25 protein-coding genes and 1 tRNA gene are annotated in these 26,381 nt (G+C 61.4%); 13 read left to right on the forward strand and 13 right to left on the reverse strand.

Annotation, left to right across the window (positions count from 1 at the left end; all coding sequences use genetic code 11):
* Window positions 1-15: 15 nt before the first annotated feature.
* Together JLC71_RS12945 and pyrE are read right to left on the reverse strand one after the other, a co-directional pair.
* Window positions 16-603: a DUF4124 domain-containing protein gene (locus JLC71_RS12945; RefSeq protein ID WP_200915872.1), complete on the reverse strand. Its 588-nt coding sequence runs from the start codon at window positions 601-603 to the stop codon at window positions 16-18.
* Between the two features lie 35 nt (window positions 604-638).
* Window positions 639-1,280: an orotate phosphoribosyltransferase gene (gene pyrE / locus JLC71_RS12950; RefSeq protein WP_200915873.1), complete on the reverse strand. Its 642-nt coding sequence runs from the start codon at window positions 1,278-1,280 to the stop codon at window positions 639-641.
* A gap of 143 nt (window positions 1,281-1,423) precedes the next feature.
* Here pyrE and JLC71_RS12955 point away from each other — a divergent pair, with 143 nt between their 5' ends.
* Entirely contained in the window at window positions 1,424-2,200 is a 777-nt protein-coding gene (locus tag JLC71_RS12955) for an exodeoxyribonuclease III (protein WP_200918363.1), read from the forward strand.
* 211 nt (window positions 2,201-2,411) lie between these two features.
* Entirely contained in the window at window positions 2,412-3,650 is a 1,239-nt protein-coding gene (locus JLC71_RS12960; protein ID WP_200915874.1) for an AmpG family muropeptide MFS transporter, read from the forward strand.
* A 36-nt stretch (window positions 3,651-3,686) separates the two neighbouring features.
* On the opposite strand, the gene JLC71_RS12965 is transcribed toward JLC71_RS12960, so the two are convergent.
* A complete protein-coding gene (locus JLC71_RS12965) occupies window positions 3,687-4,394 on the reverse strand; it encodes a hypothetical protein (RefSeq protein ID WP_200915875.1) in 708 nt (235 codons plus the stop codon).
* Window positions 4,395-4,612: 218 nt separating this feature from the next.
* On the opposite strand from JLC71_RS12965, the gene JLC71_RS12970 reads away from it, so the two are divergent.
* Together JLC71_RS12970 and JLC71_RS12975 are read left to right on the forward strand one after the other, a co-directional pair.
* Window positions 4,613-5,872: a DEAD/DEAH box helicase gene (locus tag JLC71_RS12970; protein ID WP_200915876.1), complete on the forward strand. Its 1,260-nt coding sequence runs from the start codon at window positions 4,613-4,615 to the stop codon at window positions 5,870-5,872.
* A 203-nt stretch (window positions 5,873-6,075) separates the two neighbouring features.
* The gene (locus JLC71_RS12975; RefSeq protein ID WP_200915877.1) at window positions 6,076-7,200 is read left to right on the forward strand and encodes a pyridoxal-phosphate-dependent aminotransferase family protein; all 1,125 of its coding nucleotides are present in this window, start codon (window positions 6,076-6,078) and stop codon (window positions 7,198-7,200) included.
* A gap of 82 nt (window positions 7,201-7,282) precedes the next feature.
* Here the strand turns inward: JLC71_RS12975 and JLC71_RS12980 are convergent, their stop codons facing one another.
* The 3 genes from JLC71_RS12980 to JLC71_RS12990 form a co-directional block, all read right to left on the reverse strand.
* Complete coding sequence (locus tag JLC71_RS12980; RefSeq protein WP_200915878.1) at window positions 7,283-7,744, reverse strand: CopD family protein; 462 nt, start codon at window positions 7,742-7,744, stop codon at window positions 7,283-7,285.
* 71 nt (window positions 7,745-7,815) lie between these two features.
* Window positions 7,816-8,616 carry a helix-turn-helix transcriptional regulator gene (locus JLC71_RS12985; RefSeq protein ID WP_200915879.1) on the reverse strand — a complete coding sequence of 267 codons (801 nt, stop codon included), beginning with the start codon at window positions 8,614-8,616 and terminating at the stop codon, window positions 7,816-7,818.
* A 106-nt stretch (window positions 8,617-8,722) separates the two neighbouring features.
* A complete protein-coding gene (locus tag JLC71_RS12990) occupies window positions 8,723-9,256 on the reverse strand; it encodes a YbhB/YbcL family Raf kinase inhibitor-like protein (protein WP_305066872.1) in 534 nt (177 codons plus the stop codon).
* A gap of 613 nt (window positions 9,257-9,869) precedes the next feature.
* Here JLC71_RS12990 and JLC71_RS12995 point away from each other — a divergent pair.
* The 3 genes from JLC71_RS12995 to JLC71_RS13005 all read left to right on the forward strand — a co-directional run bounded on the left by JLC71_RS12995 (window position 9,870) and on the right by JLC71_RS13005 (window position 13,478).
* On the forward strand, window positions 9,870-12,074 hold the full coding sequence (locus tag JLC71_RS12995; protein ID WP_200915880.1) for an OsmC domain/YcaO domain-containing protein: 2,205 nt from the start codon (window positions 9,870-9,872) through the stop codon (window positions 12,072-12,074).
* A 125-nt stretch (window positions 12,075-12,199) separates the two neighbouring features.
* A complete protein-coding gene (locus JLC71_RS13000) occupies window positions 12,200-12,676 on the forward strand; it encodes an FKBP-type peptidyl-prolyl cis-trans isomerase (RefSeq protein WP_200915881.1) in 477 nt (158 codons plus the stop codon).
* Window positions 12,677-12,812: 136 nt separating this feature from the next.
* Window positions 12,813-13,478 carry an Eco29kI family restriction endonuclease gene (locus tag JLC71_RS13005; RefSeq protein ID WP_200915882.1) on the forward strand — a complete coding sequence of 222 codons (666 nt, stop codon included), beginning with the start codon at window positions 12,813-12,815 and terminating at the stop codon, window positions 13,476-13,478.
* Here the strand turns inward: JLC71_RS13005 and JLC71_RS13010 are convergent.
* From JLC71_RS13010 to dnaA, 6 genes are all read right to left on the reverse strand, one after another.
* Window positions 13,462-14,628, reverse strand: coding sequence for a DNA cytosine methyltransferase (locus tag JLC71_RS13010; RefSeq protein ID WP_200915883.1), 1,167 nt, complete (start codon window positions 14,626-14,628; stop codon window positions 13,462-13,464). The two genes, JLC71_RS13005 and JLC71_RS13010, sit on opposite strands and share 17 nt — an antisense overlap.
* Window positions 14,625-15,098 carry a very short patch repair endonuclease gene (locus tag JLC71_RS16730; protein WP_200915884.1) on the reverse strand — a complete coding sequence of 158 codons (474 nt, stop codon included), beginning with the start codon at window positions 15,096-15,098 and terminating at the stop codon, window positions 14,625-14,627. Before JLC71_RS16730 ends, JLC71_RS13010 begins: the two co-directional genes overlap by 4 nt.
* 89 nt (window positions 15,099-15,187) lie before the next feature.
* A tRNA-Thr gene (locus JLC71_RS13020) sits at window positions 15,188-15,259 on the reverse strand.
* Between the two features lie 236 nt (window positions 15,260-15,495).
* Complete coding sequence (gene gyrB / locus JLC71_RS13025) at window positions 15,496-17,913, reverse strand: DNA topoisomerase (ATP-hydrolyzing) subunit B (RefSeq protein WP_200915885.1); 2,418 nt, start codon at window positions 17,911-17,913, stop codon at window positions 15,496-15,498.
* 66 nt (window positions 17,914-17,979) lie between these two features.
* On the reverse strand, window positions 17,980-19,086 hold the full coding sequence (gene dnaN / locus JLC71_RS13030) for a DNA polymerase III subunit beta (protein WP_200915886.1): 1,107 nt from the start codon (window positions 19,084-19,086) through the stop codon (window positions 17,980-17,982).
* Between the two features lie 93 nt (window positions 19,087-19,179).
* On the reverse strand, window positions 19,180-20,577 hold the full coding sequence (gene dnaA / locus JLC71_RS13035; protein WP_200915887.1) for a chromosomal replication initiator protein DnaA: 1,398 nt from the start codon (window positions 20,575-20,577) through the stop codon (window positions 19,180-19,182).
* A 244-nt stretch (window positions 20,578-20,821) separates the two neighbouring features.
* Here dnaA and rpmH point away from each other — a divergent pair, with 244 nt between their 5' ends.
* From rpmH to yidC, 4 genes are read left to right on the forward strand one after another with little or no spacing between them, the layout of a single operon-like run.
* On the forward strand, window positions 20,822-20,956 hold the full coding sequence (gene rpmH / locus JLC71_RS13040) for a 50S ribosomal protein L34 (protein WP_200915888.1): 135 nt from the start codon (window positions 20,822-20,824) through the stop codon (window positions 20,954-20,956).
* A gap of 19 nt (window positions 20,957-20,975) precedes the next feature.
* Window positions 20,976-21,347 carry a ribonuclease P protein component gene (rnpA, locus tag JLC71_RS13045; protein WP_200915889.1) on the forward strand — a complete coding sequence of 124 codons (372 nt, stop codon included), beginning with the start codon at window positions 20,976-20,978 and terminating at the stop codon, window positions 21,345-21,347.
* Complete coding sequence (gene yidD / locus JLC71_RS13050) at window positions 21,347-21,568, forward strand: membrane protein insertion efficiency factor YidD (RefSeq protein ID WP_200915890.1); 222 nt, start codon at window positions 21,347-21,349, stop codon at window positions 21,566-21,568. Before rnpA ends, yidD begins: the two co-directional genes overlap by 1 nt.
* 15 nt (window positions 21,569-21,583) lie before the next feature.
* A complete protein-coding gene (gene yidC, locus JLC71_RS13055) occupies window positions 21,584-23,233 on the forward strand; it encodes a membrane protein insertase YidC (RefSeq protein WP_200915891.1) in 1,650 nt (549 codons plus the stop codon).
* Between the two features lie 74 nt (window positions 23,234-23,307).
* On the opposite strand, the gene JLC71_RS13060 is transcribed toward yidC, so the two are convergent.
* Complete coding sequence (locus JLC71_RS13060) at window positions 23,308-23,949, reverse strand: HAD-IA family hydrolase (RefSeq protein ID WP_200915892.1); 642 nt, start codon at window positions 23,947-23,949, stop codon at window positions 23,308-23,310.
* A gap of 182 nt (window positions 23,950-24,131) precedes the next feature.
* Between JLC71_RS13060 and JLC71_RS13065 the strand changes: the two genes are divergently transcribed.
* On the forward strand, window positions 24,132-25,040 hold the full coding sequence (locus JLC71_RS13065) for a helix-turn-helix domain-containing protein (RefSeq protein WP_200915893.1): 909 nt from the start codon (window positions 24,132-24,134) through the stop codon (window positions 25,038-25,040).
* Entirely contained in the window at window positions 25,037-26,374 is a 1,338-nt protein-coding gene (gene mnmE / locus JLC71_RS13070) for a tRNA uridine-5-carboxymethylaminomethyl(34) synthesis GTPase MnmE (protein ID WP_200915894.1), read from the forward strand. Before JLC71_RS13065 ends, mnmE begins: the two co-directional genes overlap by 4 nt.
* The last annotated feature ends 7 nt before the right edge of the window (window positions 26,375-26,381 follow it).

Genomic DNA, 26,381 nt, shown 5'->3' on the forward strand with positions numbered 1-26,381 from the left:
CAGCACTGCGCCGGATCAACGTGAAGCGCTGCTGCGCAGCTCCAGCAAGCGTTTTTTGTCGGCATCGGCACGGCGTTTCACCGTGTCGATATCGGCCAGTTTGGTATTGGTATCGGCATCGATATCGGCCACTTCCTTCTGGCTGACCGAAATATCGGCGCCAAGGTCGGCCGGTATCGCTTTCTTGGCTTTTTGCAGCCGCTGTTGCTGCTGCTGCTGGCGAGCCAACCTTTGCTCGACAGTCTGGCGACGTATCTTGTTGGTCTGGATGCCGCCTTGCAGCGCATCGACCTGACGATCGCGCAGCAGGTCGATTTCCTGCGGCGTCGAGAACGACTGCAGCAGCGCCTTGTCGCGCCGCTGCGCATCCTTGCGTTGCTGCACCTCGGCTTGCTGGCGCACGCGCTCGTCCTCGGACACCGCTTTCTGTGGCCCGCGTTTGACAAGGCCACGACTATCCAGCTCGGACACGCCGTTTTTGGGCGCATTGGCGGGTGGTTTATCGCTGAATTGCACATTGCCGCTGTCGTCGACCCAGCGATACAGCGGCGCCGCCTGTACCGACATTGCCATCAGCATCAAACCCAAAACCACCCCACGCATCGCACTTCCTCTTATCGTTGTGTGCGCGCCCCGGCTTATGAGATGCCGTATTGGGCGCGATATTCGCTAACCTTGGCCAGTTTGTCGGCCATGCCTTCGCCGTTTTCCAGATAGCCCACCAAATCGTTCAGCGTGGCAATCGGGATCACCGGAATGCCGAACTGCTGTTCCACTTCCTGCACCGCCGACAAGGCACCGGTGCCGCGTTCCATCCGGTCGAGCGCGATCAGCACGCCGGCCGGCTCGGCGCCGTTGGCGCGGATCAGGTTCACCGATTCGCGCACGCTGGTGCCGGCGGAAATCACATCATCAATAATCAAGACCCGGCCCTTCAGCGGTGCGCCGACCAGCACGCCGCCTTCGCCGTGATCCTTGGCTTCCTTGCGGTTGAACGCAAACGGCACGTTGTGGCCGGCTTCGGCCAGTTTCACCGCGGTTGCCGCTGCCAGCACGATGCCCTTGTAGGCCGGCCCGAACAGCACGTCGAACTCGACCCTGGAAGCCAGTGCGGCCTGCGCGTAGCAACGCGCCAGCTCGCCGACCGACGCACCGTCGCTGAACAGCCCGGCGTTAAAGAAGTACGGCGAGGTACGCCCGGCTTTGGTGATAAACTCGCCAAACAAAAGCACGTTCTGTGCCACGGCGAATTCGATGAATTCCCGGCGGAAATCGGACATGGATACACTCCTGTTTCATGGTGTTACGCTCCGACCGCCTTCAGCTTATTGTAAGTGAAGACCTGACCATTTTCGGAGCCATAGTGACGAAAAACAGCATATCACGCGGGTCAAGCGGGTCTGAACACCCCTCCAAGGAGAATATCTTGCGTATTGTCAGCGCCAACCTCAACGGCATCCGCTCGGCCACCACCAAGGGTTTTCTCGACTGGCTGGTGAACTCGAACGCCGACGTCGTCGCCCTGCAGGAACTCAAGGCGCAAGGCCCGGACCTCTCCGACGCGATGCGCGCCCCCGAGGGCTACCACGGCTATTTTCATTACGCCGAGAAAAAGGGTTACAGCGGCGTCGGCCTGTATTGCCGCCGCGAACCCGACGAGGTGATCGAAGGCCTCGGCATCGCCGAGTTCGACGCCGAGGGCCGCTATCTGGAAGCGCGCTGGGGCAATCTGTCGGTGATCTCGCTCTACCTGCCGTCGGGCTCCAGCTCGGAGGAGCGCCAGCAGGTCAAATTCGACTTCATGGCCAAGTTCTGGCCGCATCTGGCGCAGCTCGCCGCCTCGGGGCGCGATGTTGTGGTGCTGGGCGACTGGAATATCGCCCACAACGAGATCGACCTGAAAAACTGGAAGGGCAACCGGAAGAACTCGGGCTTCCTGCCCGAAGAACGGGCGTGGATCGGGCAGATTTTCAGCGAACTCAAGCTCGTCGACGTCTGGCGCACGCTCTACCCGGACGTCGCCGGCTACACCTGGTGGAGCAATCGCGGCCAGGCCTATGCCAAGGACGTCGGCTGGCGCATCGACTACCAGATCGCCACCCCGGCACTGGCCGCCACCGCGCAGGCCGGCTTCGTCTACAAGGACGAGAAGTTCTCCGACCACGCGCCGCTGGTCATCGATTACGACTACCCGTTCTAAAGCACAACTAATAAAACCCTGCTGGCGGCGTTGCGCTCACTGGCCGTACTTGCTTGTACTGTCTGCGTTTCGCACGCCTTGCCAGCACCGTTGCACTGGGTTTTCTTAGCTGCGCTCTATCTACTGCCACGATCCCGACGCGCCGACTGAGGCGGATTGCCCGGCAAAGCGGCGTAACATAGCCGCCAACCTGCCCATCCACCGGTTTCCCATGGCCTTCCGCGATTACTTCTCCGTGTTTTCGAACCGCCGCATCGCCGCGGCGATGTTCATCGGCTTTGCCTCGGGCCTGCCGCTGGCGCTGACCGGCTCGACCTTGCAGGCGGTGCTGTCGGATGCCGGGCTCGACGTCAAAACCATCGGCTTGTTCACCCTCGTCGGCCAGCCGTATACGTGGAAGTTTCTCTGGTCGCCGCTGCTCGACCGCTTTCCGATCCCACCGGGACGGCGGCGCGGCTGGATGATGGTGATGCAGCTGTTGCTCGCCGCGGTAATCGCCACCATGGGCGGGCTGAACCCGGCCGAGCACCTGATGACCTATGCGGTGCTGGCGCTGCTGGTGGCGTTCTTCTCGGCGACGCAAGACATCGCCATCGACGCCTACCGTACCGAGCTGGTGCACCACGAAGAACGCGGCGCGGCGGCGGCGGTCGGCGTGTTCGGCTATCGCATGGCGATGCTGACCTCGGGCGCGGGTGCGCTGATCCTTGCCGACACGCTGTTCAACTGGCAGCAGACCTACTGGGTGATGGCGGCGGTGGTCGCGGTGCTGGCGGTGTTCACCTTCCTCTCGCCCGAACCGCAGACTGCGGCGCGCGCACCGAAAACGCTGCAGGAAGCCGTGGTCGAACCGTGGAAGGAGTTCTTCTCGCGCCGCGGCGCCTGGCTGCTGCTGGCGCTGGTGATCGCCTATAAATTGGGCGATGCCTTCGCCGGCTCGCTGTCGACCAAATTCCTGCTCGACATGGGCTACAGCAAGACCATCATCGGCGAGGCCAACAAGGTGTTCGGGCTGATCGCGACCATCGTCGGCGGCTTTATCGGCGCGACGCTGATGGTCAAACTCGGCCTGTACCGCTCGCTGCTGGTGTTCGGCATCGCCCAGGCGCTGACCAATCTCGGCTACTGGCTGATCGCCACCGGCGGCGTCCCCGACCACGCGCTGCTGTTCGCCGCCATTGCCTGCGAGAACCTCGCCGGCGGCATGGGCACCACCGCAGCGGTGGCGCTGTTGATGAGCCTGTGCAACCCGCGCTTTACCGCCACCCAGTACGCGCTGCTGTCGGCGCTGGCGGCGTTCGGCCGCGTCTACGTCGGCCCGGCCGCCGGTTACCTCGTCGCCCAGTTCGGCTGGGCCGATTTCTTCGTGTTCTCGGTCGCCGTCGGCGTGCCGGGCGTGCTGCTGGTGTGGCTGATGCGCGCGCGGATTCGCGAACTCGACGTCGGCTGAGCCAGACCACCGCCCTTAGCGTAATCAGCCCGCAGCCTAGTCGTGCACCTCGTCGAACAGCTGCAATGCACGCTCCCTGAGGCGGTCGATACCGGCATCGATGATAGGGCCGAGGTATTCGGAGGCCTTGTCCATCAGCGCTTCGCCGGTGTCCTCGGCGACCTTGCCGGCGATCTTCTTCAGCGTGGCCTTCAGCACCCCGGCAAACGAGGTATCCGGCGCGCCGGCCTCGACCAGCACCCGCCTCACAGCCTCCTTCTCGTCGTCCGACAGGTAATCCTCGATCAGCGCCGACAGCGCATCGAGCCCCAGCCTGACGATGTTGGGCGAAAACGAACCGTCGGAAACGAAACCGCGCTTCTGCACCCGTGCGCGCAAATGGTCGGCCAGTAGCGGGTTGTCGATTTCGAGCAGGAACTGCTCGCCGTTCTTCTGGATTAGCGGGCGCTTCAACAACGCCTTGGCCTTGCGGTCCAGATCCGCCAGCGAGGAATGGCGCAGCTCGCGGCTGTAAAGCAGGTTGCGCGCCTTGCTGCGCGTGATCCGCAGGCCGGACACCAGCCCGTAGACGTCCGGCTCGCGGCCGATGAAACCGGTCTCGATCAGCGCATCGAGCACCAGCAATTCGATTTCCAGCTTGGGCAAGGCACCGAACGCCGGATCGACGAATTTGCCGAGCAGCGTCGCCAGCACCCGGCGAGCGGTGTCCGGCGGCAGCTGCTGTACACAGGATTCAAGACTCATCACATTCCCCGATTCGCTACGACGCCCACGGCGGCCCACGCCATGATAAAAAACATTTCATCTGCTGTCCGTTTTTGCCAGGATCCCGGTCAGCAAACACCACGCTTCTGCCGTCGCGGCATCCCGCCCCGCCACGGGTGACAGCGTACAATTGCCCCACCACCGCGACACCCGGCGCCTTGCCGGCGCGCACCGATTCCCCTGCCCAGAGCCTGTCCATGCCCTTTGCCTCGCTAGGCTTGTCCCCCGCTATCGCCCATGCCGCCCGCGAGAGCGGCTTCCTGACGCCGACGCCTATCCAGTCGGCGGCGATCCCGGCCATCCTCAAGGGCGGTGACGTACTCGCCTCGGCGCAAACCGGCTCGGGCAAAACCGCCGCCTTCGTGCTGCCGCTGCTGCACCAGTTGCTGACCACCCCGGCGACCATGCCGCGCCGGGTGCGCGCGCTGGTACTGGTACCGACGCGCGAACTCGCGGCCCAGGTCGGCGAAACGCTGCGCGCGCTATGCGAATTCATCGACACGCCGGTCAAGACGGTGATCGCCTTTGGCGGCATCTCGATCAACCCGCAGATGCTGCGGCTGCGCGGCGGCGCCGACATCGTCGTCGCCACGCCGGGACGGCTGCTGGATCTGCTCGACCACAACGCGCTGAGCCTGTCCGACGTGTCGACGCTGGTGCTCGACGAGGCCGACCGGCTGCTCGATCTGGGCTTTGCCGACGAGCTGAACCGCATCATCGCGCTGCTGCCGGCGCACAAACAGAACCTGTTCTTCTCGGCCACCTTCCCGGCGCAGGTCGAAGCGCTGGCGCAAACCATGCTGCAGCAACCGGCGCGGATCGAGCTGCCCTCGCAGCAGGCCAATGCCGCGCTGATCGAACAGCGCGCGATCGAGGTCGACAGCAACAAGCGCACCGCGCTGCTCAAGCATCTGGTGCAGCAACACCGCTGGCCGCAGGTGCTGGTATTTGTCGCGACCAAGAACGCCGCCGAAAATCTCGCCGACAAGCTCTACCGCGCCGGCCTCAATGCCACGCCGTTTCATGGCGAGCTGAGCCAGGGCCGGCGCGAACAGGTGCTGGCCGATTTCAAGGCGGCCCGCTGGCAGATCGTCATCGCCACCGATGTGGCCGCGCGCGGTATCGATATCGCCCAGCTGCCGGCGGTGGTGAACTACGACCTGCCGCGCTCGCCGGTCGATTACGTGCACCGCATCGGCCGTACCGGCCGCGCCGGCGAAACCGGCGTGGCGATCAGCTTTATCAGCGCCGCGACCGAAGCGCATTTCCGGCTGATCGAAAACCGCCAGCAGCGCCGCGTGCCGCGCGAGCGCATCGACGGTTTCGAGCCGCTCGAAACCGCCGCGCCGGCGGCCACCCTGACCGACCCGGACGGCACCGGCGGCATCAAGGGCAAGCGCAAAAGCAAGAAGGACAAGCTGCGCGAAGCCGCCGCGCGTGACGGCGAGCAGTCGTAATACGCCGAGGCCACCCCGGGGCTGCGACGAACCGGAGGCGCCGAATATCGCCGCCGGTGGCACAAAGCCCATGGAGGCATCTATGCAGAAACCATTGGCGCGATCGGGGCCACCGCGATGCGCCGCAGCCGCGTGCGCCTGACGGATACTTTGGCAAAATCCCGTTCGCATCGATGCCGACAAAATAATCACGGAGCCCCGCCATGAAGCCCAACTTCCCGCCGTTTTCTCCGCCTCGCCGCACGCTGATGGGACCGGGGCCTTCCGACGTTCATCCGTCGGTGCTGCATACCCAGTCCAAGCCGACGCTGGGCCACCTCGACCCACTGTTCATCGGCATGATGGACGAACTCAAAGTGCTGCTGCAGTACGCGTTCCAGACCCGCAACGAGATGACGCTGGCGATCTCCGCGCCCGGTTCGGCCGGGATGGAAGCGTGTTTCGTCAATCTGGTCGAGCCGGGCGAGAAGGTGATCGTCTGCCGCAACGGTGTATTCGGCGAACGGATGCGCCAGAACGTCGAACGCATCGGCGCGATCCCGGTCGTCGTCGACAACGAATGGGGGCAGCCGGTCGACCCGAACGCACTCGAAGACGCGCTCAGGGCCCATCCCGACGCGCGTTTCGTCGCCTTCGTCCACGCCGAAACGTCGACCGGCGCCCGCTCCGACGCACAGACGCTGTGCGCGCTGGCACACCGCTACGATTGCATCACCGTCGTCGATAGCGTCACCGGGCTGGGCGGCATCGAGCTGCGTGTCGACGACTGGGGCATCGACGCGATCTACTCGGGCACGCAGAAATGTCTGTCGTGCGTGCCGGGGCTGTCGCCGCTGTCGTTTTCGGAAGCGGCGGTCGCCAAGCTGAAGGCGCGCAAGACGCCGGTGCAGAGCTGGTTTCTCGACCAGACGCTGGTGATGGGTTACTGGGGCAGCGGCGCCAAGCGCAGTTACCACCACACCGCGCCGGTCAACACGCTGTACGCGCTGCACGAAGCGCTGCGCCTGCTGGTCGACGAAGGGCTGGAGGCCAGCTGGGCGCGCCACGCACACATGCATCAGCTGCTGCACCATGGGCTGACCGAGCTCGGGATCGAATTCGTCGTCGCCGAGCCGTGGCGGCTGCCGCAGCTCAACGCCGTGCATATCCCGCCCGGCATCGACGATGCGGCCGTGCGCAGCCGCCTGCTGAACGACTACAACCTGGAAATCGGCGCCGGGCTTGGCGCGCTGGCCGGCAAGGCCTGGCGGATCGGCCTGATGGGCTACGGCGCGCGGCGCGAAAACGTCGCACTGGCGCTCAGCGCCCTGCGCGACGTATTGCGCTGAACAAGGGCCAGCCGGAACGCTTTCCGGCGCGGGGAGCGTTCCGGCTTTGCGCCGCGAAGGCTGATCGTCCGGGGTGCGAAACCTAGGCGATCAGCCGCCCGAGCGTCGCCACCGCAATCGTCAGCACGCCCAGCGCCAGATTGATGCCGACGGCCTGCCGGATACGCCCCAGCGCCGCGCCGCCGGCTTTCCAGTCCTCGGCCTCGACCGCGCGCACCAGCGCCGCATACGGGCCAGCGTACACATAGGCAAAGATCGCGATCATCACCAGGCCGCTGGTCAGCATCAGATGCCAGTTGCGCGGCGCGGCGGCAAAACCGAGCTGCAACAGCATCGCCAGCCCGCTGGCAAGAATCAGTGCAATGGCGATCCAGACCCAGACGAAAAAGCGCCCGAACACCGCGCGCCACAAACGCAGCCGTTGCGCCGGCTCAAGCAGCGCCGCCGCGGCGGGGCGCAAACAGGCGTAGGCAAAAAACATCCCGCCGACCCAGATGGTGACGCTGGCGATGTGGAGAAAGCTCAAAAGTGATTCGAGGGGCATGGATTTGGTCTCGGGTAGAAAGTGCAGGGATAGCGCTTTATACGTTGGCACGCCACTCCTGGCATCCCCCCTCACATCACCGTTGCGCGTAACTGCAAGGGCCTGATGCCGAATTGTTGCTGGAAACGGGCGCTGAAGCGGGAAGCCGAGGCATAGCCGCATTGCAGTGCGATCTGGCCGATAGCCTGTCTGGACGTTTGAATCATCCCCAGCGCCATATTGAGCCGCACCTGCTCAAGCAATTGCCGGAACGATTTCCCTTCCTGATCCAGTTTCCGCCGCAGTGTCGAAGCGCCCATATTCAGCCGTTCGGCCATTGCATCGACCGTCCAGTCTTGAGCCGCGTCGAGCATGATGATGTGCCGGGCGCGTTCGGCGATCGAATCGCTCCGGTTGACCAACAGGGCGGCGCCATATCCTGCCATCGTCATCGCGAGCAACAGGCCTTCGGCACGATGATGGAGCAATGCCGCCGGCTCGTGGCTGGCGGTCGCGGCAAAGACGTCGTCCCAGAGCTGCGCCATCACGGGGGTCAGCTTTTCACACAGTCGCGGTTCGGTGTTGATCACCGCCTGGGCCGCATCGGGGTAGCTCGTCCGAAAGTGCTGGATCAGGCCCGGCTCGAAAACCAGCACTTCACAGGCATAGCCATTGGCATCGGGGTGATTGGACAGCGTGAGCTCCAGCCCGGCAGGGGCGATGAGCACATCGCCAATGCGCGCAATATGCGTTTTCCCATTCAGCCAGATGTGTTTTTCACCATGCCGGATCCGCATCAGCGCCGGTTGCAGACACGTCACCTGACGCAATTGCTGCGTCGCCTTGGCAAGGATCACGGTCTGTTGAATCTGCCGGGTTTGTAGTTGGCTCATCGCGGTTATCATGATGCAGTCATATGGCAAATGATACGGACTCGTCGAATACCGCGCGAGAGGCCTGAAGCGCACACACCTTGCCAAAGCCCCCTTGCACGGGCATTTATTTCGACCGTTGATACGTTGCGATCAGTTGCGCTTTGGCAATTTGGTGCTGATTGAGCATATAGCCGACCAGCGCGCCACTGGCATTGGCATCGAGCGGCAATTGCGCAACATCCAGCGCCCATACCGTATGGATATAACGATGCGCTTTATCGCCTGCCGGTGGGCACGCACCCCCATAGCCCGGCATGCCATAGTCGGTGCGTGTTTCGAGTGCGCCACCCGGCACCGAGCCAGCCGCGATCGATTGCACATTGGCGGGGATATTCACCACGCTCCAATGCCACCAGCCGCTGCCTGTGGGCGCGTCCGGATCGTACACGGTAATGGCAAAGCTCTTGGTGCCTGCCGGGGCATTTTGCCATTGCAACTGCGGTGAGACATTTTTGCCATCGCAACCAAAACCAGCGAATTCATGCTGTTTGGACATCGGCATATTGGCTTTGAGATCGTTGCTGCCGAGCTGGAAATCGGCAGCAAACACGCTGCTGGCGCAAAGAATCGTCGCGATCAGGGTAGTCATCAGTTTCATGGCAGGCACTCCTTGGATGAGCATTCATCATACAAACAGCGCGATGCGGGCTTTGTGCCGGAAAGCTCGACTTTTAGCCTTGAACGCTCGATTTCCCGACAAAAGTGTATTGTATCCCCCTTACTTGAATATCCACTGATGACCAGCATTCATTTCAACATCAAAGAAATTGATATGAACACATCGTATAAAATCCGGATATCTGCCCGAATTCCAAGGTGTCCGCGCCATTACCTTGAAGCGCTGCTTTTGTTGATGCAACAGCGTCGGGTTCGATCGAATTGCTGTTAAAGCAATGCTGATCGCCAGGATCGATTTCAGCAAGCGACAGATACTTTCATCATCTGTGATTCATTGAAAAAATGGAGTCCTGCTTGCCTTGGACTCAATGAAAAAACCACGCACATCCTCAAGTCAGGAGCCATTGAGGCAGCGACAGAACACGACGCGACAGTACGCAAGGATTGTTCATCAATGGCTGGCAGCGGCTTTGCCTGCTGCGGAAAGGTGGCGTGGCACCGCCCGGCAGCCGGACTGAAAAGCACAGGATTACGGCTGAAAAAACCGTATAATGGCGGCCAAATCATTTAGCGCGATATTTTGGAAATCTGCCATGGAAATCAAGGTCAACTTTCTCGACAAGCTTCGTCTTGAAGCCAAATTCGATGATTTTACGGTGGTGGCCGATCAGCCTATCCGCTATAAGGGCGATGGCTCGGCGCCCGGTCCGTTCGATTATTTTCTGGCGTCATCGGCATTATGCGCGGCTTATTTTGTGAAGTTGTATTGCGAAACTCGCAATATTCCTACCGAAAACATCCGCCTGTCGCAAAACAATATTGTTGATCCGGAAAACCGCTATCAGCAGATTTTCAAGATTCAGGTCGAATTGCCGGAAGACCTCTCCGCCAAGGATCGCCAGGGCATTTTGCGCTCGATCGAGCGTTGCACGGTGAAAAAGGTCGTGCAGGCCGGGCCCGAATTCGTGATTGAAGAGGTCGCCAATCTGGATGCCGACGCGCAGGCCTTGCTGATACCCAATTCGGCTTCTGAAGCGAGCACCTATATTGCCGGCAAGGATCTGCCACTGGAACAGACCATCGCCAATATGTCGGGCATTCTGGCGAATCTGGGCATCAAGATTGAAATCGCTTCGTGGCGCAATATTGTTCCCAATGTCTGGTCGCTGCACATCCGCGACGCGCACTCGCCGATGTGTTTTACCAACGGCAAGGGATCGACCAAGGAAAGCGCCTTGGCGTCGGCATTGGGCGAGTATATCGAGCGCCTGAGCAACAACCATTTCTATGCCGGCAGCTTCTGGGGCGAGGACATCGCCAATGCGGCGTTCGTGCATTACCCGAACGAGCGCTGGTTCCAGCCCGGCCCGGATGGCGCGCTGCCGGTTGAAATCCTCGACGACTATTGCCTGCCCATCTACAACCCCGATGGCGAATTGCTGGGCACCCATCTGTACGACACCAACTCCGGCAACGTGGCACGCGGCATCTGCTCGCTGCCGTATGTGCGCCAGTCGGACGGCGAAGTGGTGTATTTTCCGTCCAACCTGGTTGAAAACCTGTACGTCAGCAATGGCATGAGCGCCGGCAATACGCTGATGGAGGCGCAGGTGCAATGCCTGTCGGAAATCTTCGAGCGGGCGGTCAAACGCGAAATCCTCGAAGGCGAAATCACCCTGCCCGACGTGCCGCAAGACGTGCTGGCGAAATACCCCGGCATTCTGGCCGGCATTCAAGGCCTGGAAGAGCAAGGCTTTCCGGTGCTGGTGAAAGATGCGTCGCTGGGCGGGGTCTACCCGGTCATGTGCGTCACCCTGATGAACCCGCGTACCGGCGGCGTGTTTGCCTCGTTCGGCGCGCACCCTAGCTTTGAAGTCGCGCTGGAGCGCAGCCTGACCGAACTGCTGCAGGGCCGCAGTTTCGAAGGCCTGAACGATCTGCCCCGGCCGACCTTTGAAAGCCACGCGGTGACCGAGCCGAACAACTTTGTCGAACACTTCATCGATTCCAGCGGCATCGTGTCGTGGCGCTTCTTCAGTGCCAGAGCACAATTCGAATTCGTCGAGTGGGATTTCTCCGGCCACGGCGAGAACTCCAATACCGAGGAGGCCGCGACCCTGCTCGCCATTCTCGAAGCCATGGGCAAAGAAGTGTACATGGCCGTGTATGACCAATTGGGCGCCACGGCCTGCCGCATATTGGTACCGGGTTATTCGGAAATCTATCCGGTCGAGGATCTGGTCTGGGACAACACCAACAAGGCACTGCCGTTGCGCGCCGACATCCTGAACCTGCACAGCCTGGACGATGCCGGTCTGAAGAAATTGCTGAATCGTCTGGAACACTGTGACACCGATGAATACACCGATATTGGCACGGTGATCGGCATCGAATTCGACGAAAATACCGCCTGGGGTCAGCTCACCATTCTGGAATTGAAGCTGCTGATTAATCTGGCCTTGCAGCGATTCGAGGAAGCGCAAGATCTCGTCGGCGCCTTCCTGCAGTACAACGACAACACGCTCGAGCGCGGATTGTTTTATCAGGCCTTGAACGTGGTGCTGGAGGTGCTGCTGGACGACGAACTGGAACTGGCCGATTTTGAGCCCAACTTCCGCCGGATGTTCGGCAACCCGCGGATGGACGCGGTGCTGGGCTCGGTGGACGGTAGCGTGCGCTTCTTCGGCCTGACGCCGACTAGCATGAAACTGGAGGGGCTGGACCGGCACCAGCGGCTGATCGACAGCTACAAGAAACTGCACGTAGCGCGGGCCAGGGCGGCGGCGGCAAGCCACTAGGGGCAATCAGGTCATTGCGGGTCATGTGGCCCGCAACGACCTCGAGGGAGGTCCATCGCAGCGAGTTGACACCCCCAGGCAGAAGGGCGAACCTTGCGGCCTTCCATTCAGCCTGTATCCGTCTTATGAAGATCACCAAGAACACCGCCGTTACCCTGCGTCTGAAAGTCACCGGCATCGATGGCCTCGTCTACGACGAGGGCAAACAACCGATGTCCTACCTGCACGGTGACTACGACAACCTGTTCCCCAAACTTGAGGCCGCCCTGGAAGACCGGGAAGCCGGCTTCCAGACCACGGTGGAACTGGCCCCCGAAGACGCGTTCGGCGAGCGCGACGACGCGCTGGTCACCAGCATGGCCAAAGGCGACTTCCCGCCCGGCATCAAGGTCGGCGGCCAGATCCAGCGGCCGGGCCCGGACGGGGAACCGCGCTACTACTTCGTGACCAAAATAAAAGGCCCCGTCGTGCTGCTGGACGGCAACCATCCGCTGTGCGGCAAGACCATGCGTTTCAGTATCAAGGTGCTGGACGTGCGCGAAGCAACCGCCGAGGAAATCGCCCACCAGCATGTACATGGCGAGCACGGGCATCATCACTGAGCCCGTTGCGGCCTCGCCAGGAAAAAGCCCTCTGCAAATGGAGGGCCTTTTCTTAGTCGCAGTCCCCGCGAGGGTCTAGCTCGATGCGTGAAAAGTCGGGTACGCTCCGTGCTCTTCGACAACAGAATGCATGTAAATGCAACCATTTGACCCCCTCGCCGTGGAGAACATAGGCGTCACGCTCGCCGTCGAACTGTTGGAGCAACCTCTCCAAGAGCTGCCGCCCCCTGAGTCATTTGCAGGTGCCGGAGTGTATGCCCTCTACTATGTTGGTCGTCACCCAGCGTACGCCGGTCTCGTCGACTTGGACGCCGGCACGGGGGGGAGCAAGTATCCCGTCTACATTGGGAAAGCTGTTCGCGAGAACGCGAAGCAGGGGTTCAACCCAAGACCCACAGCCAAGGCCAAAATTTGGGATCGGCTCTGCCAGCACGCAGAATCGATCCGTGCTGTCGAGGAGAAAGGGACTGATCCAGATTTCTGGCTAAAGGATTTCCGTTGTCGTTACCTCGTAATCAACGACGCGTACATCGGACTGGCCGAGTCTGTGCTCATCGCCACCTTCCGTCCCGCATGGAACGGCATGGGCTTCGGCAGTAAGGTGGTGGGTGGGGAGCGAATGACTGGTCGCCCCTCACTATGGGATTCGCTCCACCCAGGACGTGGCGGTCGGCCCGCTGGCACTGCCCAGCGTAAGGCCGAGGCTGAAGCGCAGATCGCGACAAGTATCCAGAAGCTCAGTGAGGCGCCTCAAGATGAGCGTTCGGCCCGGATGATGGAACGAATCAAGCGGTTCCTATGAGGCTGTCGCGCACTTTCTGCACAACGACTTGAGCTAGCTTCGTGGGGACGGCATTCCCAAGTTGGCGCATGGTTTCACTCCACGAGCCGTGGAAGACCATCTCGTCGGGGAAGGTCTGTAGCCGAGCAGACTCGCGGATGGTGAAGTAGCGCACGGAGCCGTCGGGCCGCCGGAGCATGTTCTCGCCGCCAGGGACGCCGTGAACGCCCGCCTTCAGTGTCTTGGCGGGTTCGTCCAGTGGGCTGCCCGTATGTCCGGCGTAGCTGCGAGCGCCGGGCTGGAACCGATGATCAGGGAATCTCGCGGCAGCGAGCAGTGGGTATTGCTCTGGGTCGGGCAGGTCCGCAATCGCGTCACGCACGGTAAGCCAAGGAAGCCCGGCCGGCTGTTCGTGCAGCTTCATGGCGCGGGCCTTTCCTACGAGATCCTTCGGCCGGTTGCGCTTTGCCACTTTATGTCGGTCCCAATACTCGTCGGTCTGCCACTGTGACCAAAGCAACGCGTCCCGCGAGTGGGTGTGCTCGGGGAAATGCCACTCCACGCCAGTGTCCGAGCGAAAGCCGACGATGAGCACCCGCTCGCGCTTCTGCGGCACGCCATAATTCGCGGCATTCAGCACGCGCATGACGACGTTGTACTGGAGGCCTTTGAACTTGCCCTTGGTCTCGTAGTCCTCCAGGCGCATAAGGTGCTCGTGCCAAGTTTCGCGTGGCTTCGCGGTGACGTCGGGGTGTCGTAGCTGGAGCCGGATGTATTCCAAGTAGTTCGCGAAGGTCGCGCGGGTGAGGCCCTTCACGTTCTCAAAGACGAAGGCGCGTGGCCGGAGTTCCCGCACGGCGCGGATAGCTTGCGGAAACATATCGCGTTCGTCGAGGTAGGCCCTGTGCAGCCCGCCCATCGAGAACGGCTGGCATGGTGGACCACCCGTCACGATGTCGATGACACCATCAAGCTCGGTAAACTTGATCTGCCGGACGTCACCCTGGATGAGAGGCCAACTTGCGAATGGTTGGAGCCCTGCTTTCTGGTTCTGGCGGATGGTGTCACACGCCCACTGATCCCAATCAACCACCAGCTGAGGCTTGAAGCCTGCTTGGCTGACCGCCATGCCCAATCCGCCAGCGCCAACAAAGAGTTCGACGGCATTCATGAATCTAAAAACTCTCTAATCCTACGTTTAAGGGCCTCGGTGTCTCGCACTTGGCACTCCCAAATAGTCATGGTTGCCCAGCCCTGATCGGCTAGGCGTTGTTGCACTCGATCATCCCGCGCCTTGTTCTCGCTCAGCTTCGGGAGCCAGAAATCGAGGCGGGACTTCGGTAGCCTTGCGAGGCGGCACGTAGGATCATCATGCCGGTGCCAGAAGCACCCATGGATGAAGATGACCTTATGTCGGCTCGTGAAGACCAAGTCGGGCTTCCCGGGAAGGCCCTTCCGGTGTAGGCGGTAGCGGTAGCCCATCCCGTGGACGAGCCGACGCACGACCATCTCTAGTCGTGTGTCCGTTGAGCGGACCCTACCCATGCGCTCACTACGCTCCGCTGGAGTCAGAGTGTCCATCCCCGATGCCTTGGCCGTTCTCGATTCGAGCGATGCTCCGAGCACATTGCTCGTAGCCATTTTAAAAGCCCCACCATAGCGCAAGGCGCCCACTCGTCAGCCGCTCCAATGCAAAAATGGCAGCCTATGTGAGCGGCCCTTTTAAGTGATGCCGAAGAGAGGAATCGAACCCCGACCTTCTCATTACGAATGAGCTGCTCTACCGACTGACCTACTTCGGCTAAACCTGTCTGAAGGGTGTTTACGCCTCATTGCATATCAGTCAATTATTGAGAAAAATCATTACAAATCAATTCATTACGCGTATTCAGCCAGGCGATATGTCTTACGATTACAAATTAGTAGTCGTTAGTACGAATTAGGTTGGTTTGAATGCGCCAATAACAAGAAAGCCTCCCGCGCGAGGAGGCTTCCGAAAAACTCCCAAAAATCTAGATTTCAATGAGGCCCTACAAAATCAGATATCGATATTCCGCGCCACCAGCGCATTCTGCTCAATGAAATGGCGGCGGGGTTCAACCTGGTCGCCCATCAGCGTGGTGAAGATTTCATCGGCGGTGATCGCGTCGTCGATGGTCACTTTCAGCAGCCGGCGCACGGTGACGTCCATGGTGGTTTCCCACAGCTGTTCCGGGTTCATTTCGCCCAGACCCTTGTAGCGCTGGATCGAGACGTTGCGGCGTACATCGCCCATCAGCCAGTCGATCGCTTCCTTGAAGCTCTCGGCCTTTTGCAGCTTCTCGCCACGGCGCACTTGCGCGTCCGAGCCGAGCAGGCCGGTCAGCGCGGCAGCGGTTTTCTTCAGCTGGGCATAGTCGCCGCTCTGGATGAAATCGTCGTCGATGTACTGCATGGTGATCACGCCGTGCAGCTTGCGTTCGATCTTGAGCTGCCAGCCGCCTTCCTCATCCAGTTCATCGGCTTCGATGCTGAACGCCGGATGCGCCACTGCGGTGGTGAGCCGCGCCGCGCTGTCGCGCGCTTCGGCCTCGGAGCCGAGCACGATAGGTTCGATGGTCAGCAGCGCTTGCAGCACGGTCGGATCGAGGAAACGGCTATCGCGTTCGATCACCGCTTCGGTCACGAAGTACTGCTTGGCCAGCGCTTCAAGCGCATCGCCGTCGATACTCGGGCGACCTGCGCCCGGCATGATCTCGGCGTCCTTGAGTGCGGTACGCATCAGGTGCTGTTTCAGCTCCTGCTCGTCCTTCAGATACGTTTCGCTCTTGCCGTGCTTGAGCTTGAACAGCGGCGGCTGGGCGATGTAGATGTAGCCGCGCTCGACCAGCTCGGGCAGCTGGCGGTAGAAGAAGGTCAGCAGCAGGGTGCGGATGTGCGAGCCGTCGACGTCGGCATCGGTCATGATGATGATGCGGTGGTAGCGCAACTTCTCGATGTTGAACTCGTCCTTGCCGATGCCGCAACCGAGCGCGGTAATCAGCGTGCCGACTTCCTGGCTGGCCAGCATCCTGTCGAAACGAGCGCGTTCGACGTTGAGGATCTTGCCCTTCAGCGGCAGGATGGCCTGGAACTTGCGATCGCGGCCCTGCTTGGCCGAGCCGCCTGCGGAATCGCCCTCGACCAGATACAGTTCGGACAGCGCGGCGTCTTTTTCCTGGCAGTCGGCCAGCTTGCCCGGCAGGCCGATGCCGTCGAGGATGCCCTTGCGGCGGGTCAGCTCGCGCGCCTTGCGCGCGGCGTCGCGCGCACGCGCGGCGTCGACGATCTTGCTGCAGATGATCTTGGCGTCGTTCGGGTTCTCCAGCATGAAGTCGGTCAGCGCCTGGCTGATCACCTCGGAGACCACCGGGCCGATTTCGCTCGAAACCAGCTTGTCCTTGGTCTGGCTGGAGAACTTCGGGTCGGGCATTTTCACGCTCAACACGCAGGTCAGCCCTTCGCGCATGTCGTCGCCGCTGGTTTCGACCTTGGCTTTCTTGGCGAACTCGCCTTGCTCGATATACTGGTTCAGCGTGCGCGTCATCACCTGGCGCAGCGCGGTTAGGTGGCTGCCGCCGTCGCGCTGCGGAATATTGTTGGTGAAGCACTGCACCGATTCCTGGTAGGAATCGTTCCACTGCATCGCCACTTCGACGGTCATGCCGTCCTTTTCGCCGATGGCGTGGAAGACGTGCGGATGCAGCACCGACTTGTTGCGGTTCACGTACTCGACGAAACCACTGACACCGCCGGTGTAGTTGAAGTTTTCTTCCTTGCCCTGACGCCGGTCAAGCAGGGTGATGTTCACGCCATTGTTGAGAAACGACAGCTCGCGGATGCGCTTGGCGAGGATCTCGAAATGGAACTCGACCACGCCGAAGGTTTCCTCGGAGGCGAGAAAGTGCACCTCGGTACCGCGCTTGTCGGTTTCGCCAATGATTTTCAGCGGCTCGACGCGATCACCACGGCGGAACTCCATCGAATGCGTCTGACCGTTGCGACGAATCGTCAGGCGCAACCAGTCGGATAGTGCGTTGACGACCGAGACACCGACGCCATGCAGGCCACCCGAGACCTTGTAGCTGTTCTGGTCGAACTTGCCGCCGGCGTGCAGCTCGGTCATGACGATTTCGGCCGCCGAGCGCTTGAACTCGTCGTCTTCCTTGATCGCGGTCGGAATACCGCGGCCGTTGTCCTCGACCGAGATCGAGTTATCGGCGTGAATCACCACCTTGATGGTGTCGCAATGGCCGGCCAACGCTTCATCGATCGCGTTGTCGAGCACTTCGAACACCATATGATGCAGGCCGGTGCCGTCCTGGGTATCGCCGATATACATGCCCGGGCGCTTGCGCACCGCATCCAAGCCCTTGAGGATGCGGATGCTGTCCGCGCCGTATTCCTGGCCGTTCTGCTCGTTCGGAAGATCGCTCATGTCGTCGTCGTGTCTCTTGAAATGCAAAAAGGCCAGGTTCGCCCTGGCCTGGCGTCATGCTGCGCGTTAAATCCGCATCGGCATGACGATGTACTTGAAGTGCTCGTTGTCCGGAATCGTCACCAGTACCGACGAATTCACGTCACCGAAGCTGAAGTGCAGCGCGTCGGCCGACAGATTGGTCAGCACGTCCAGCAGGTACTGGATGTTGAAACCGATATCCAGCGGCGCGCCCTGATAGGCGACCTCGACTTCTTCCTGCGCTTCTTCCTGTTCGTTGTTGTTGCAGAGGATCTTCAACAGACCCTCGGTCAACACCAGACGCACGCCGCGGAACTTCTCGTTCGACAGAATCGCCGCGCGTTGCAAGGAGGACAGCAGGGACGCACGGTCGATCGTCAGCAGCTTGTCGTTGTTCTGCGGAATCACCCGGTTGTAATCGGGGAACTTGCCGTCGACCACCTTCGAGTGGATGACGATATTGCCGAAGCTGAACTTGACCTGGTTGCCGGCGATGTCGATGGCGACTTCGTCGTCGACGTCGGCCAGCAGCTTGTACAGTTCAAGGATGGTCTTGCGCGGCAGGATTACTTCGTTCTTGTCGAAGCTGGCGCTCAATTCGGTCGAGGCAAAGCCCAGGCGATGGCCGTCGGTGGCGACCAGCTTCAGGTGGCTGCCTTCGGTAACCACGAACAGGCCGTTCAGGTAGTAACGGATGTCCTGATGCGCCATCGCATATTGAACACGGCCAAGCAGCGCCTTGAGCTGACCCTGCGGCATGCGCAAAGTTGCCTTGAGATTGGTATCCACCGCCAGCGTCGGGAAATCGGCGGCGGGCAGCGTTTGCAGCTGAAAGCGGCTCTTGCCGGCCTTCAGCGTCAGGCGACCGTCGGCCTCTTCAAGGCTGATCACGGTTTTATCCGGGATCGCGCGCAGGATGTCGGAGAACTTTTTGGCCGAAACGGTGATCGCAAAATCGTCGCCCGAAAAGCCTTCGCTCTGACGACTTTCGATCTGGATTTCCAGGTCGGTGCCGGTGAACGACAGCGCATCACCGGCCTTGCGGATCAGCACATTCGACAGAATCGGCAGCGTGTGACGGCGCTCAACGATCCCGGTGACCGTAGCCAGCGGTTTGAGCAGCGCATCGCGTTCAGCTTGCAACAGTTGCATGACATCCCATCCGCGAGAAAATTGTTAGAAGTGGAACCGCCGAATTTTACCTTAAATCAGCGCCCGCCGATGCCCGGCCGTATTGGCAAGGCATCAGCTACGCAGCATTTGCAGCAGCACCCCGTACTGGTGCCCCAGCTCCAGGTCTTTCTGGCGCAAATCATCCACGGTGCGGCAGGCATGCAGCACCGTGGTGTGGTCGCGACCGCCAAAGGCATCGCCGATCGCCGGCAGGCTCATCTGCGTCAGCTCCTTGGTCAGCGTCATCGCGATCTGCCGCGGCCGGGCGATATCGCGCGTGCGCTTCTTGCTGTGCATGTCGGCGACCTTGATCTTGTAGAAATCGGCGACGGTTTTCTGGATGTTCTCGACCGAGATCATCCGGTTGCCGGCGGCGAGAATGTCCTTGAGCGCTTCCTTGGCGGCTTCGAGCGTCAGCGGCTGGTTGGTGAAGCGCGAATACGCCAGCACCCGTTTCAGCGCGCCTTCGAGCTCGCGCACGTTGCTGCGGATATTCTTGGCAACAAAAAACGCCACGGTCGAATCGAGCTTGAAGTTTTCGCGCTCGGCCTTCTTCATCAGGATCGCCACGCGCATCTCCAGCTCCGGCGGCTCGATCGCCACCGTCAGCCCCCAGGAGAAACGCGAGGTCAGCCGCTCCTGCAGGCCTTCGATCTCGCGCGGAATCCGGTCGGAGGTGAGGATGATCTGCTTGTGGCCTTCGACCAGCGCATTGAACAGGTAGAAGAATTCTTCCTGGGTTTTGTCCTTGCCAACGAAGAACTGGATGTCGTCGATCAGCAGCAGATCAAGCGAATGGTAGTAGCGCTTGAACTCGTCGAACGCCTTGTGCTGGTAGGCCTTGACCACGTCGGTCACATACTTTTCAGCGTGGATGTAGCGGATTTTCGCCGCCGGATTACGCTGATGCACCAGATTACCGATCGACTGGATCAAGTGAGTCTTACCGAGGCCGACACCGCCGTACACGAACAGCGGGTTGTAGCTCTCGCCCGGATGCTCGGCCACCTGTTGCGCCGCGGCGCGGGCCAGCTGGTTGGCCTTACCGGTGACCAGGGTCTCGAAGGTGAAATTCGGATTGAGCCGGGTGGTTTCGTGGTTGGCCGCAGCGGCGGCGATCACCGGCTTGGCGAGCACCGGCGCAGGGTTGGCCGGGTTGCTGCTGGCGCGGCGCGGCACTGCCGGGCTGGCGGCGGCAGCCGGCGGCGCGGCGCGGCGCGCGGCGCTGCCCACTTTGAGTGAGATCGCCGGAGCTTCGCCGCCGCAGAAATTGGCGGCCGCCTCTTCGATCAGACCAAGAAAACGGTCGCGGATGAATTGCAGGAAAATCTGATTCGGTACGATCAGATTGAGCGCATCGTCATTAGGCTCGGCCACAAGCGGGCGAATCCAGATACGGAACTGGTCGGCGCCAAGGCGGCCCTCAAGTTCCGTAAGGCAGTGGGCCCAGCAATTTTCGAGCGCGGACATAGGCATGGCCAGCTTCAACGACAATAGCAATGCATACCGGAACGGTTGGGCTCAGGCGTGCGTGCCGGCGTGAAGCCGATGGCGGGATGGTGGTGGAATGGCTGAATTCTACTCGCTACCGACAAAGTTATCCACAGGCACACCAAGCACACGCCCGATAAAAGGGTTGACAAACACTTCGCATTATTGTGGAATCAATGGTTTACTATCGATTTTGCCTGCTCAGGAATAGGAATTCTAAGTCATGAAACGTACTTTCCAGCCGTCTACTATCCGTCGCAAGCGCACTCACGGTTTCCGTGCCCGCATGAAGACCGTCGGTGGTCGCAATGTGATCGCAGCGCGCCGTTCCAAAGGCCGCGCCGTTCTGTCGGCCTAATCAGGTCAGGAGCGCCGGCATGGCGCCCGCTCTTCGCTATGGCTTCCCGCGGGTACTGCGCCTGCTGAAAACGGATGATTACTCATCCGTTTTTAGTTTGCGCTCGTCGTCCAGCAACGAGTTCTTTCAGGTGCTCGCGCGCCCGAACGGCTTGCCGCATGGCCGCATCGGCCTCGTTGTCGGCAAAAAGACCCACAAGCGCGCGGTGGTTCGCAACTACATCCGCCGCAGTGCCCGTGAGGTTTTTCGCCTGAACGCCGCCGAATTTTCCGGACTTGATCTGGTGGTTCGCTCGCGCCGTGCGTTTGACCGCAAGGAAGGCGAGGCCGCGCGACGTGCGTTGCTGAGCCTTTTTCGCAAGCAACGTGCCCGTCACGCTCCGGCAGGATGATGGCGCGTTTGCTCACGGCACTTGCAATCGGCTTCGTCCGGTTCTACCAACTGTGCATCAGCCCCTTCATTGGTCCGCGCTGCCGTTACACACCGACATGTTCACACTACGCCATCGAGGCAATTGTTAAACATGGCGTCTTTCACGGCGGGTGGCTTACAATTCGCCGGATTTGCCGCTGCCATCCTTGGGGCGGCTGTGGTCACGACCCCGTCCCCTGACTTTCCGAGTACACGATGGACACTAAAAGACTGATTCTTTTCATCGCGGTCTCGTTCGGCATCCTCTTCTTCTGGCAGAAGTGGATGGAGAAACGATATCCGCATCTGAACACGCCGCCCGCAGCCACGGCTTCGGCGACCGCCACGGCCGCGCCTGCGGCCACCGCTGCGGCCGAAACCGGCAAGCTCGCCAATGGTGCGCGGATCACGGTGAAAACCGACCTGCTGACCGCGCAAATCGACACCAATGGTGCCGATCTGCGCAAGGTGGAGCTGAACAAGTACGGTGCTACCAACGATCCGTCCAAGCCCTTTGCACTGCTCGAAGATGACGGCGCGCACACCTATGTGGCGCAAACCGGCCTGATCGGTGACGGCCTGCCGACGCACAAGAGCGTGTTCACTTCGGCGCAAAACAGCTACGTGCTGGCCGAAGGTCAGGACAAGGTCGACGTGCGCCTCGAGGCTCCCGGTCCGGAAGGCGTCAAGATCGCCAAGATCTACACCTTCAAGCGCGGCTCCTACACCGTCGACGTCACCTATGAACTGGTGAACGGCAGCGCCAAGCCGCTGAGCGCGCAGGCCTACTATCGTCTGCTGCGTGACGGCAAATCGCCGGAAGGCACCAGCACCGGCATGTTCGGCACGCACACCTTTACCGGTCCGGCCGTTTATACCGACGCCGGCAAGTTCCAGAAGATCGATTTCGCCAAGCTCGACAAGGGCGAAGCGGATTACCAGAAGTCGGCCAAGGACGGCTGGGTTGCAATGGTGCAGCATTACTTCACCAGCGCCTGGATTGCCTCGCCGACCGGCCAGCCGTCGATCTGCGGCGAGACCGCCTGCAGCTACGAGCTCAAGGCAGTGCCGGGTGGTCTGTACTCGGCCGGCGTCGTTGCGACGCTGCCGCAGATCGCGCCGGGTGCCAAGCTCGACAAGACCGTGCAACTGTTCGTCGGCCCGCAGGAAACCCGCGTGCTTGACCACGTCGCACCGGGCTTCGATCTGGTCAAGGATTACGGCATCTTCACGATCTTCGCCAAGCCGCTGTTCTGGGTGCTCGACCAGATTCACAAGGTCGTCGGCAACTGGGGCTGGGCCATCATCCTGCTGACCATCCTGATCAAGGCGCTGTTCTACCCGCTTGCGGCGACCAGCTACCGTTCGATGGCGAAGATGCGCAAGCTCGCACCGCGCATGGAGCAGCTGAAGGAGCGTCACGGCGACGACAAGATGAAGTTCCAGCAGGCCGTGATGGAGATGTACAAGACCGAGAAGGTCAATCCGCTCGGCGGCTGCCTGCCGATGCTGGTGCAGATCCCGGTGTTCATCGCGCTGTACTGGGCACTGATCGCCGCGGTTGAATTGCGCCAGGCACCATGGGCGCTGTGGATCCACGACCTGTCGGCCAAGGATCCGTACTTCGTGCTGCCCATCCTGATGGCGGTGACGATGTTCATCCAGCAGCAGCTGAGCCCGCCGCCGCCGGATCCGATGCAGGCGAAGATGATGAAGATCATGCCGCTGGTATTCAGCGTGTTCTTCCTGTTCTTCCCGGCCGGTCTGGTGCTGTACTACGTGGTCAACAACCTGCTGTCGATCGCACAGCAGTGGTACATCACCCGCAAGGTCGAGAACGAAGGCAAACTCGCGAAAAATTCGTGACCGTCTTCGTTACCGATAAAAAAGCCGCCCAACCGGGCGGCTTTTTTCATGCGCGGGATATGTCCGGAAGGTACTCAGCCCAAGGTCAGGGTCAGGCCGTTTTCATCCTGCTGCAGCAAAACACCACTGAAATCGTCGATCCGGCCGATCACGCCGGGCTGCATGGCCACATGGTGACCAACAATGACCACGCGGCAACCGGCCGCCAGTGCCGAGGCCACGCCGGCGGCGGCATCCTCGAAGACGATGCAATCCTGTGGCGCGATCCCCAGCGCCCTAGCGGCGGTCAGATAGGGCTCGGGCGACGGTTTGCCCTGACTCACATCCTCGGCCACCACCGCAACGGCAGGCCACGGCAGGCCGCCAAGCCTGAAGCGTGTCACCGCGACTTCACGACTCGCCGATGTCACCAGCGCCCAGCGCTCGGGCGGCAACGACGCCAGCAGCGCGGCGACGCCCGGACGCACGATGGCTTCACCGGCGTACTCGATCTCGAAGCCGTCGAGTATTGCCGTTTCGGTCGCTACATCCAGATGCGGCGCCACCCGCGCCAGCACGTACTCGGAGGTGCAGCCGTGGCAAATGTCGATCACGCTTTGCGGATCAATCCCGTGTGTTTTGCTCCAGCGGGTCCAGCCTTTTTCCACCCCTGGCGTCGAATCAACCAAGGTACCGTCCATATCCAGCAGCAAGGCTTTGGTGCTGTAACGATTCATTTGCAGTCTCCGGCGTTGATGACGAACCTGCCAGCAGCTTGCTGCGCGTCGCTGATCGGGACTCGCGGCAGCTCATGGATAGGTTCTAACACCAGCAGCATATCGCCGTCTGTGCGTTTGCACTTCGCCAGCCGGCGCAGCTTTCTCTACAATCAGCTCATTGAATCTGTAAATTTTAGCTCATGCTGATACGCGAGCATCTGGACTACCGGAACGACGCACACTGGCGTTTCGAGTATCTCGACGTCAAACAGGTGCCGTTCCAGTGGCATTATCATCCCGAGTTCGAACTGACGCTGACGCGCAACGCCAGCGGCATCCGTTATATCGGCAACGATGTCGATTGCTTCGGCGACCTCGATCTGGCCTTGATTGCCCCGAACCAGCCGCACACCTGGCACGCCGAAAGCCGCGACGACGGACTTCATCACGAGGTTCAGGTCATCCAGTTCACCGCCGACTGGCTGAACAGCCTCACCGCGCTCTTGCCCGAGCTATCGGCACTGCAACGCTGGCTCGCCGGCATTGGCGCCGGCATCGTGTTTGGCCAGCGTAGCGCGCAAAGGGCAGCACCATTGTTCGATGCACTGCGCATCGCCGATGGGTCCGCGCGTTTCACCGCACTGCTGGCGCTGCTGGACGTCGTCATCGCGGCTAGCGACATTCGGCGTATCGGTGCGGCAATCGCGCCGCCGCAGGACGACGCACGCTTTGCCGCCGCACTCAACTACCTGTATCAGCACTACCGCGAACCGGTGCGACTGGCCGAGATGGCGCGGATCGCGAATACCAGCACCGCGACGCTGAAGCGGCTGTTCGCGCGGCAACCGCTCGGCAGCGTCAGCGCCTATCTGGCCGAATTGCGCATCGGCCACGCCTGCGATTTGCTCATCAACAGCCGCGTGCCCGTCGAGATCGTCGCACAGCAAAGCGGCTTTCCCAGCCCGGCGCAGTTCTACCGGCTGTTCGTGCGCCACAAGGCAACGACGCCAGCGGCATTTCGTCGCAGCTACCATCTGCGCGGCGGCGCCACGCCCGCCGCCAGCCCGTATCATGACGCCGCCACCACCACCGTGAAACCGATCCCATGACGCCATCCTCCTCCGAACTGATCGCCGCCGTCGCCACCGCCCCCGGGCGCGGCGGTGTCGGCGTGATCCGCCTGTCCGGCCCCGGCCTCGTTGCACTGACGCAAGCGCTGATCGGCCGCGAGCTCACCGCCCGGCACGCGCATTTCGCCCGCTTCAAGGCAAGCGACGGCAGCGTGATCGACGAGGGCATTGCGCTGTGGTTTCCGGGGCCGAACTCGTTTACCGGCGAGGATGTGCTCGAGCTGCAAGGCCACGGCGGCCCGGTGGTGCTGCAGATGCTCTTGAGCCGTTGCGCCGAACTCGGCGCGCGCCATGCCGAGGCGGGCGAGTTCAGCAAGCGCGCGTTTCTGAACGGCAAGCTCGATCTGGCGCAGGCCGAGGCCGTCGCCGACCTGATCGACGCGCAATCGGAAGCCGCCGCGCGTTCGGCGCTCAAATCACTGGATGGCGCGTTTTCGCGCGAAGTCCATTCCCTGGTCGATCAGCTGATCACCCTGCGCATGCTGGTCGAGGCAACGCTGGACTTCCCCGAGGAAGACATCGACTTTCTCGAAGCCGCCAATGCACGCGGCAAGCTCGCCGGCATCGCCGCGCAACTGCAGGCGGTGCTGGCGACCGCGACCCAGGGCAAGCTGCTGCGCGAAGGCGCACACATCGTGCTGATCGGCCAGCCCAATGTCGGCAAATCCAGCCTGATGAACGCGCTGGCCGGCGAGGATGTCGCCATCGTCACCGAGATCGCCGGCACCACCCGCGATACCGTGCGCGAACTGATCCAGCTCGACGGCGTGCCGGTGCACATCATCGATACCGCCGGGCTGCGCGAGACCGACGATGTGGTCGAGAAAATCGGCATCGAGCGAACCTGGACGGCGATCGCACGCGCCGATCTGGCGCTCTTGCTGCTCGACAGCCGCGACGGCATCACCGGCCACGATAGAGCGATTCTGGATCGCCTGCCCGCCACGCTGCCGGTACTGCGGGTGTTCAACAAGATCGACCTAACCGGAGAAATCGCCGTGCAGCCCGGCAACAACGACATCCGCGTCTCGGCCAAGGCCGGGCTGGGGCTTGCAACGCTGCGGCAGCAGCTGCTTGAGCGCGTTGGCTGGCATGGCGAAACCGAGGCGGTGTTCATCGCCCGCGAGCGCCATCTTGATGCGATCCGTCGCGCCCAGGATCACCTGGGCAGCGCCGATGCCGCCTACCTGCAAATCGAGCTGTTCGCCGAGGAATTGCGGCTGGCGCAAAACGCCTTGAACGAGATCACCGGCGCGTTCACGTCCGACGATCTTTTGGGTGTCATTTTCAGCCGATTTTGTATCGGAAAATGAGTACAAA

This window comes from Jeongeupia sp. HS-3, from assembly GCF_015140455.1.
Lineage (GTDB): Bacteria > Pseudomonadota > Gammaproteobacteria > Burkholderiales > Chitinibacteraceae > Jeongeupia.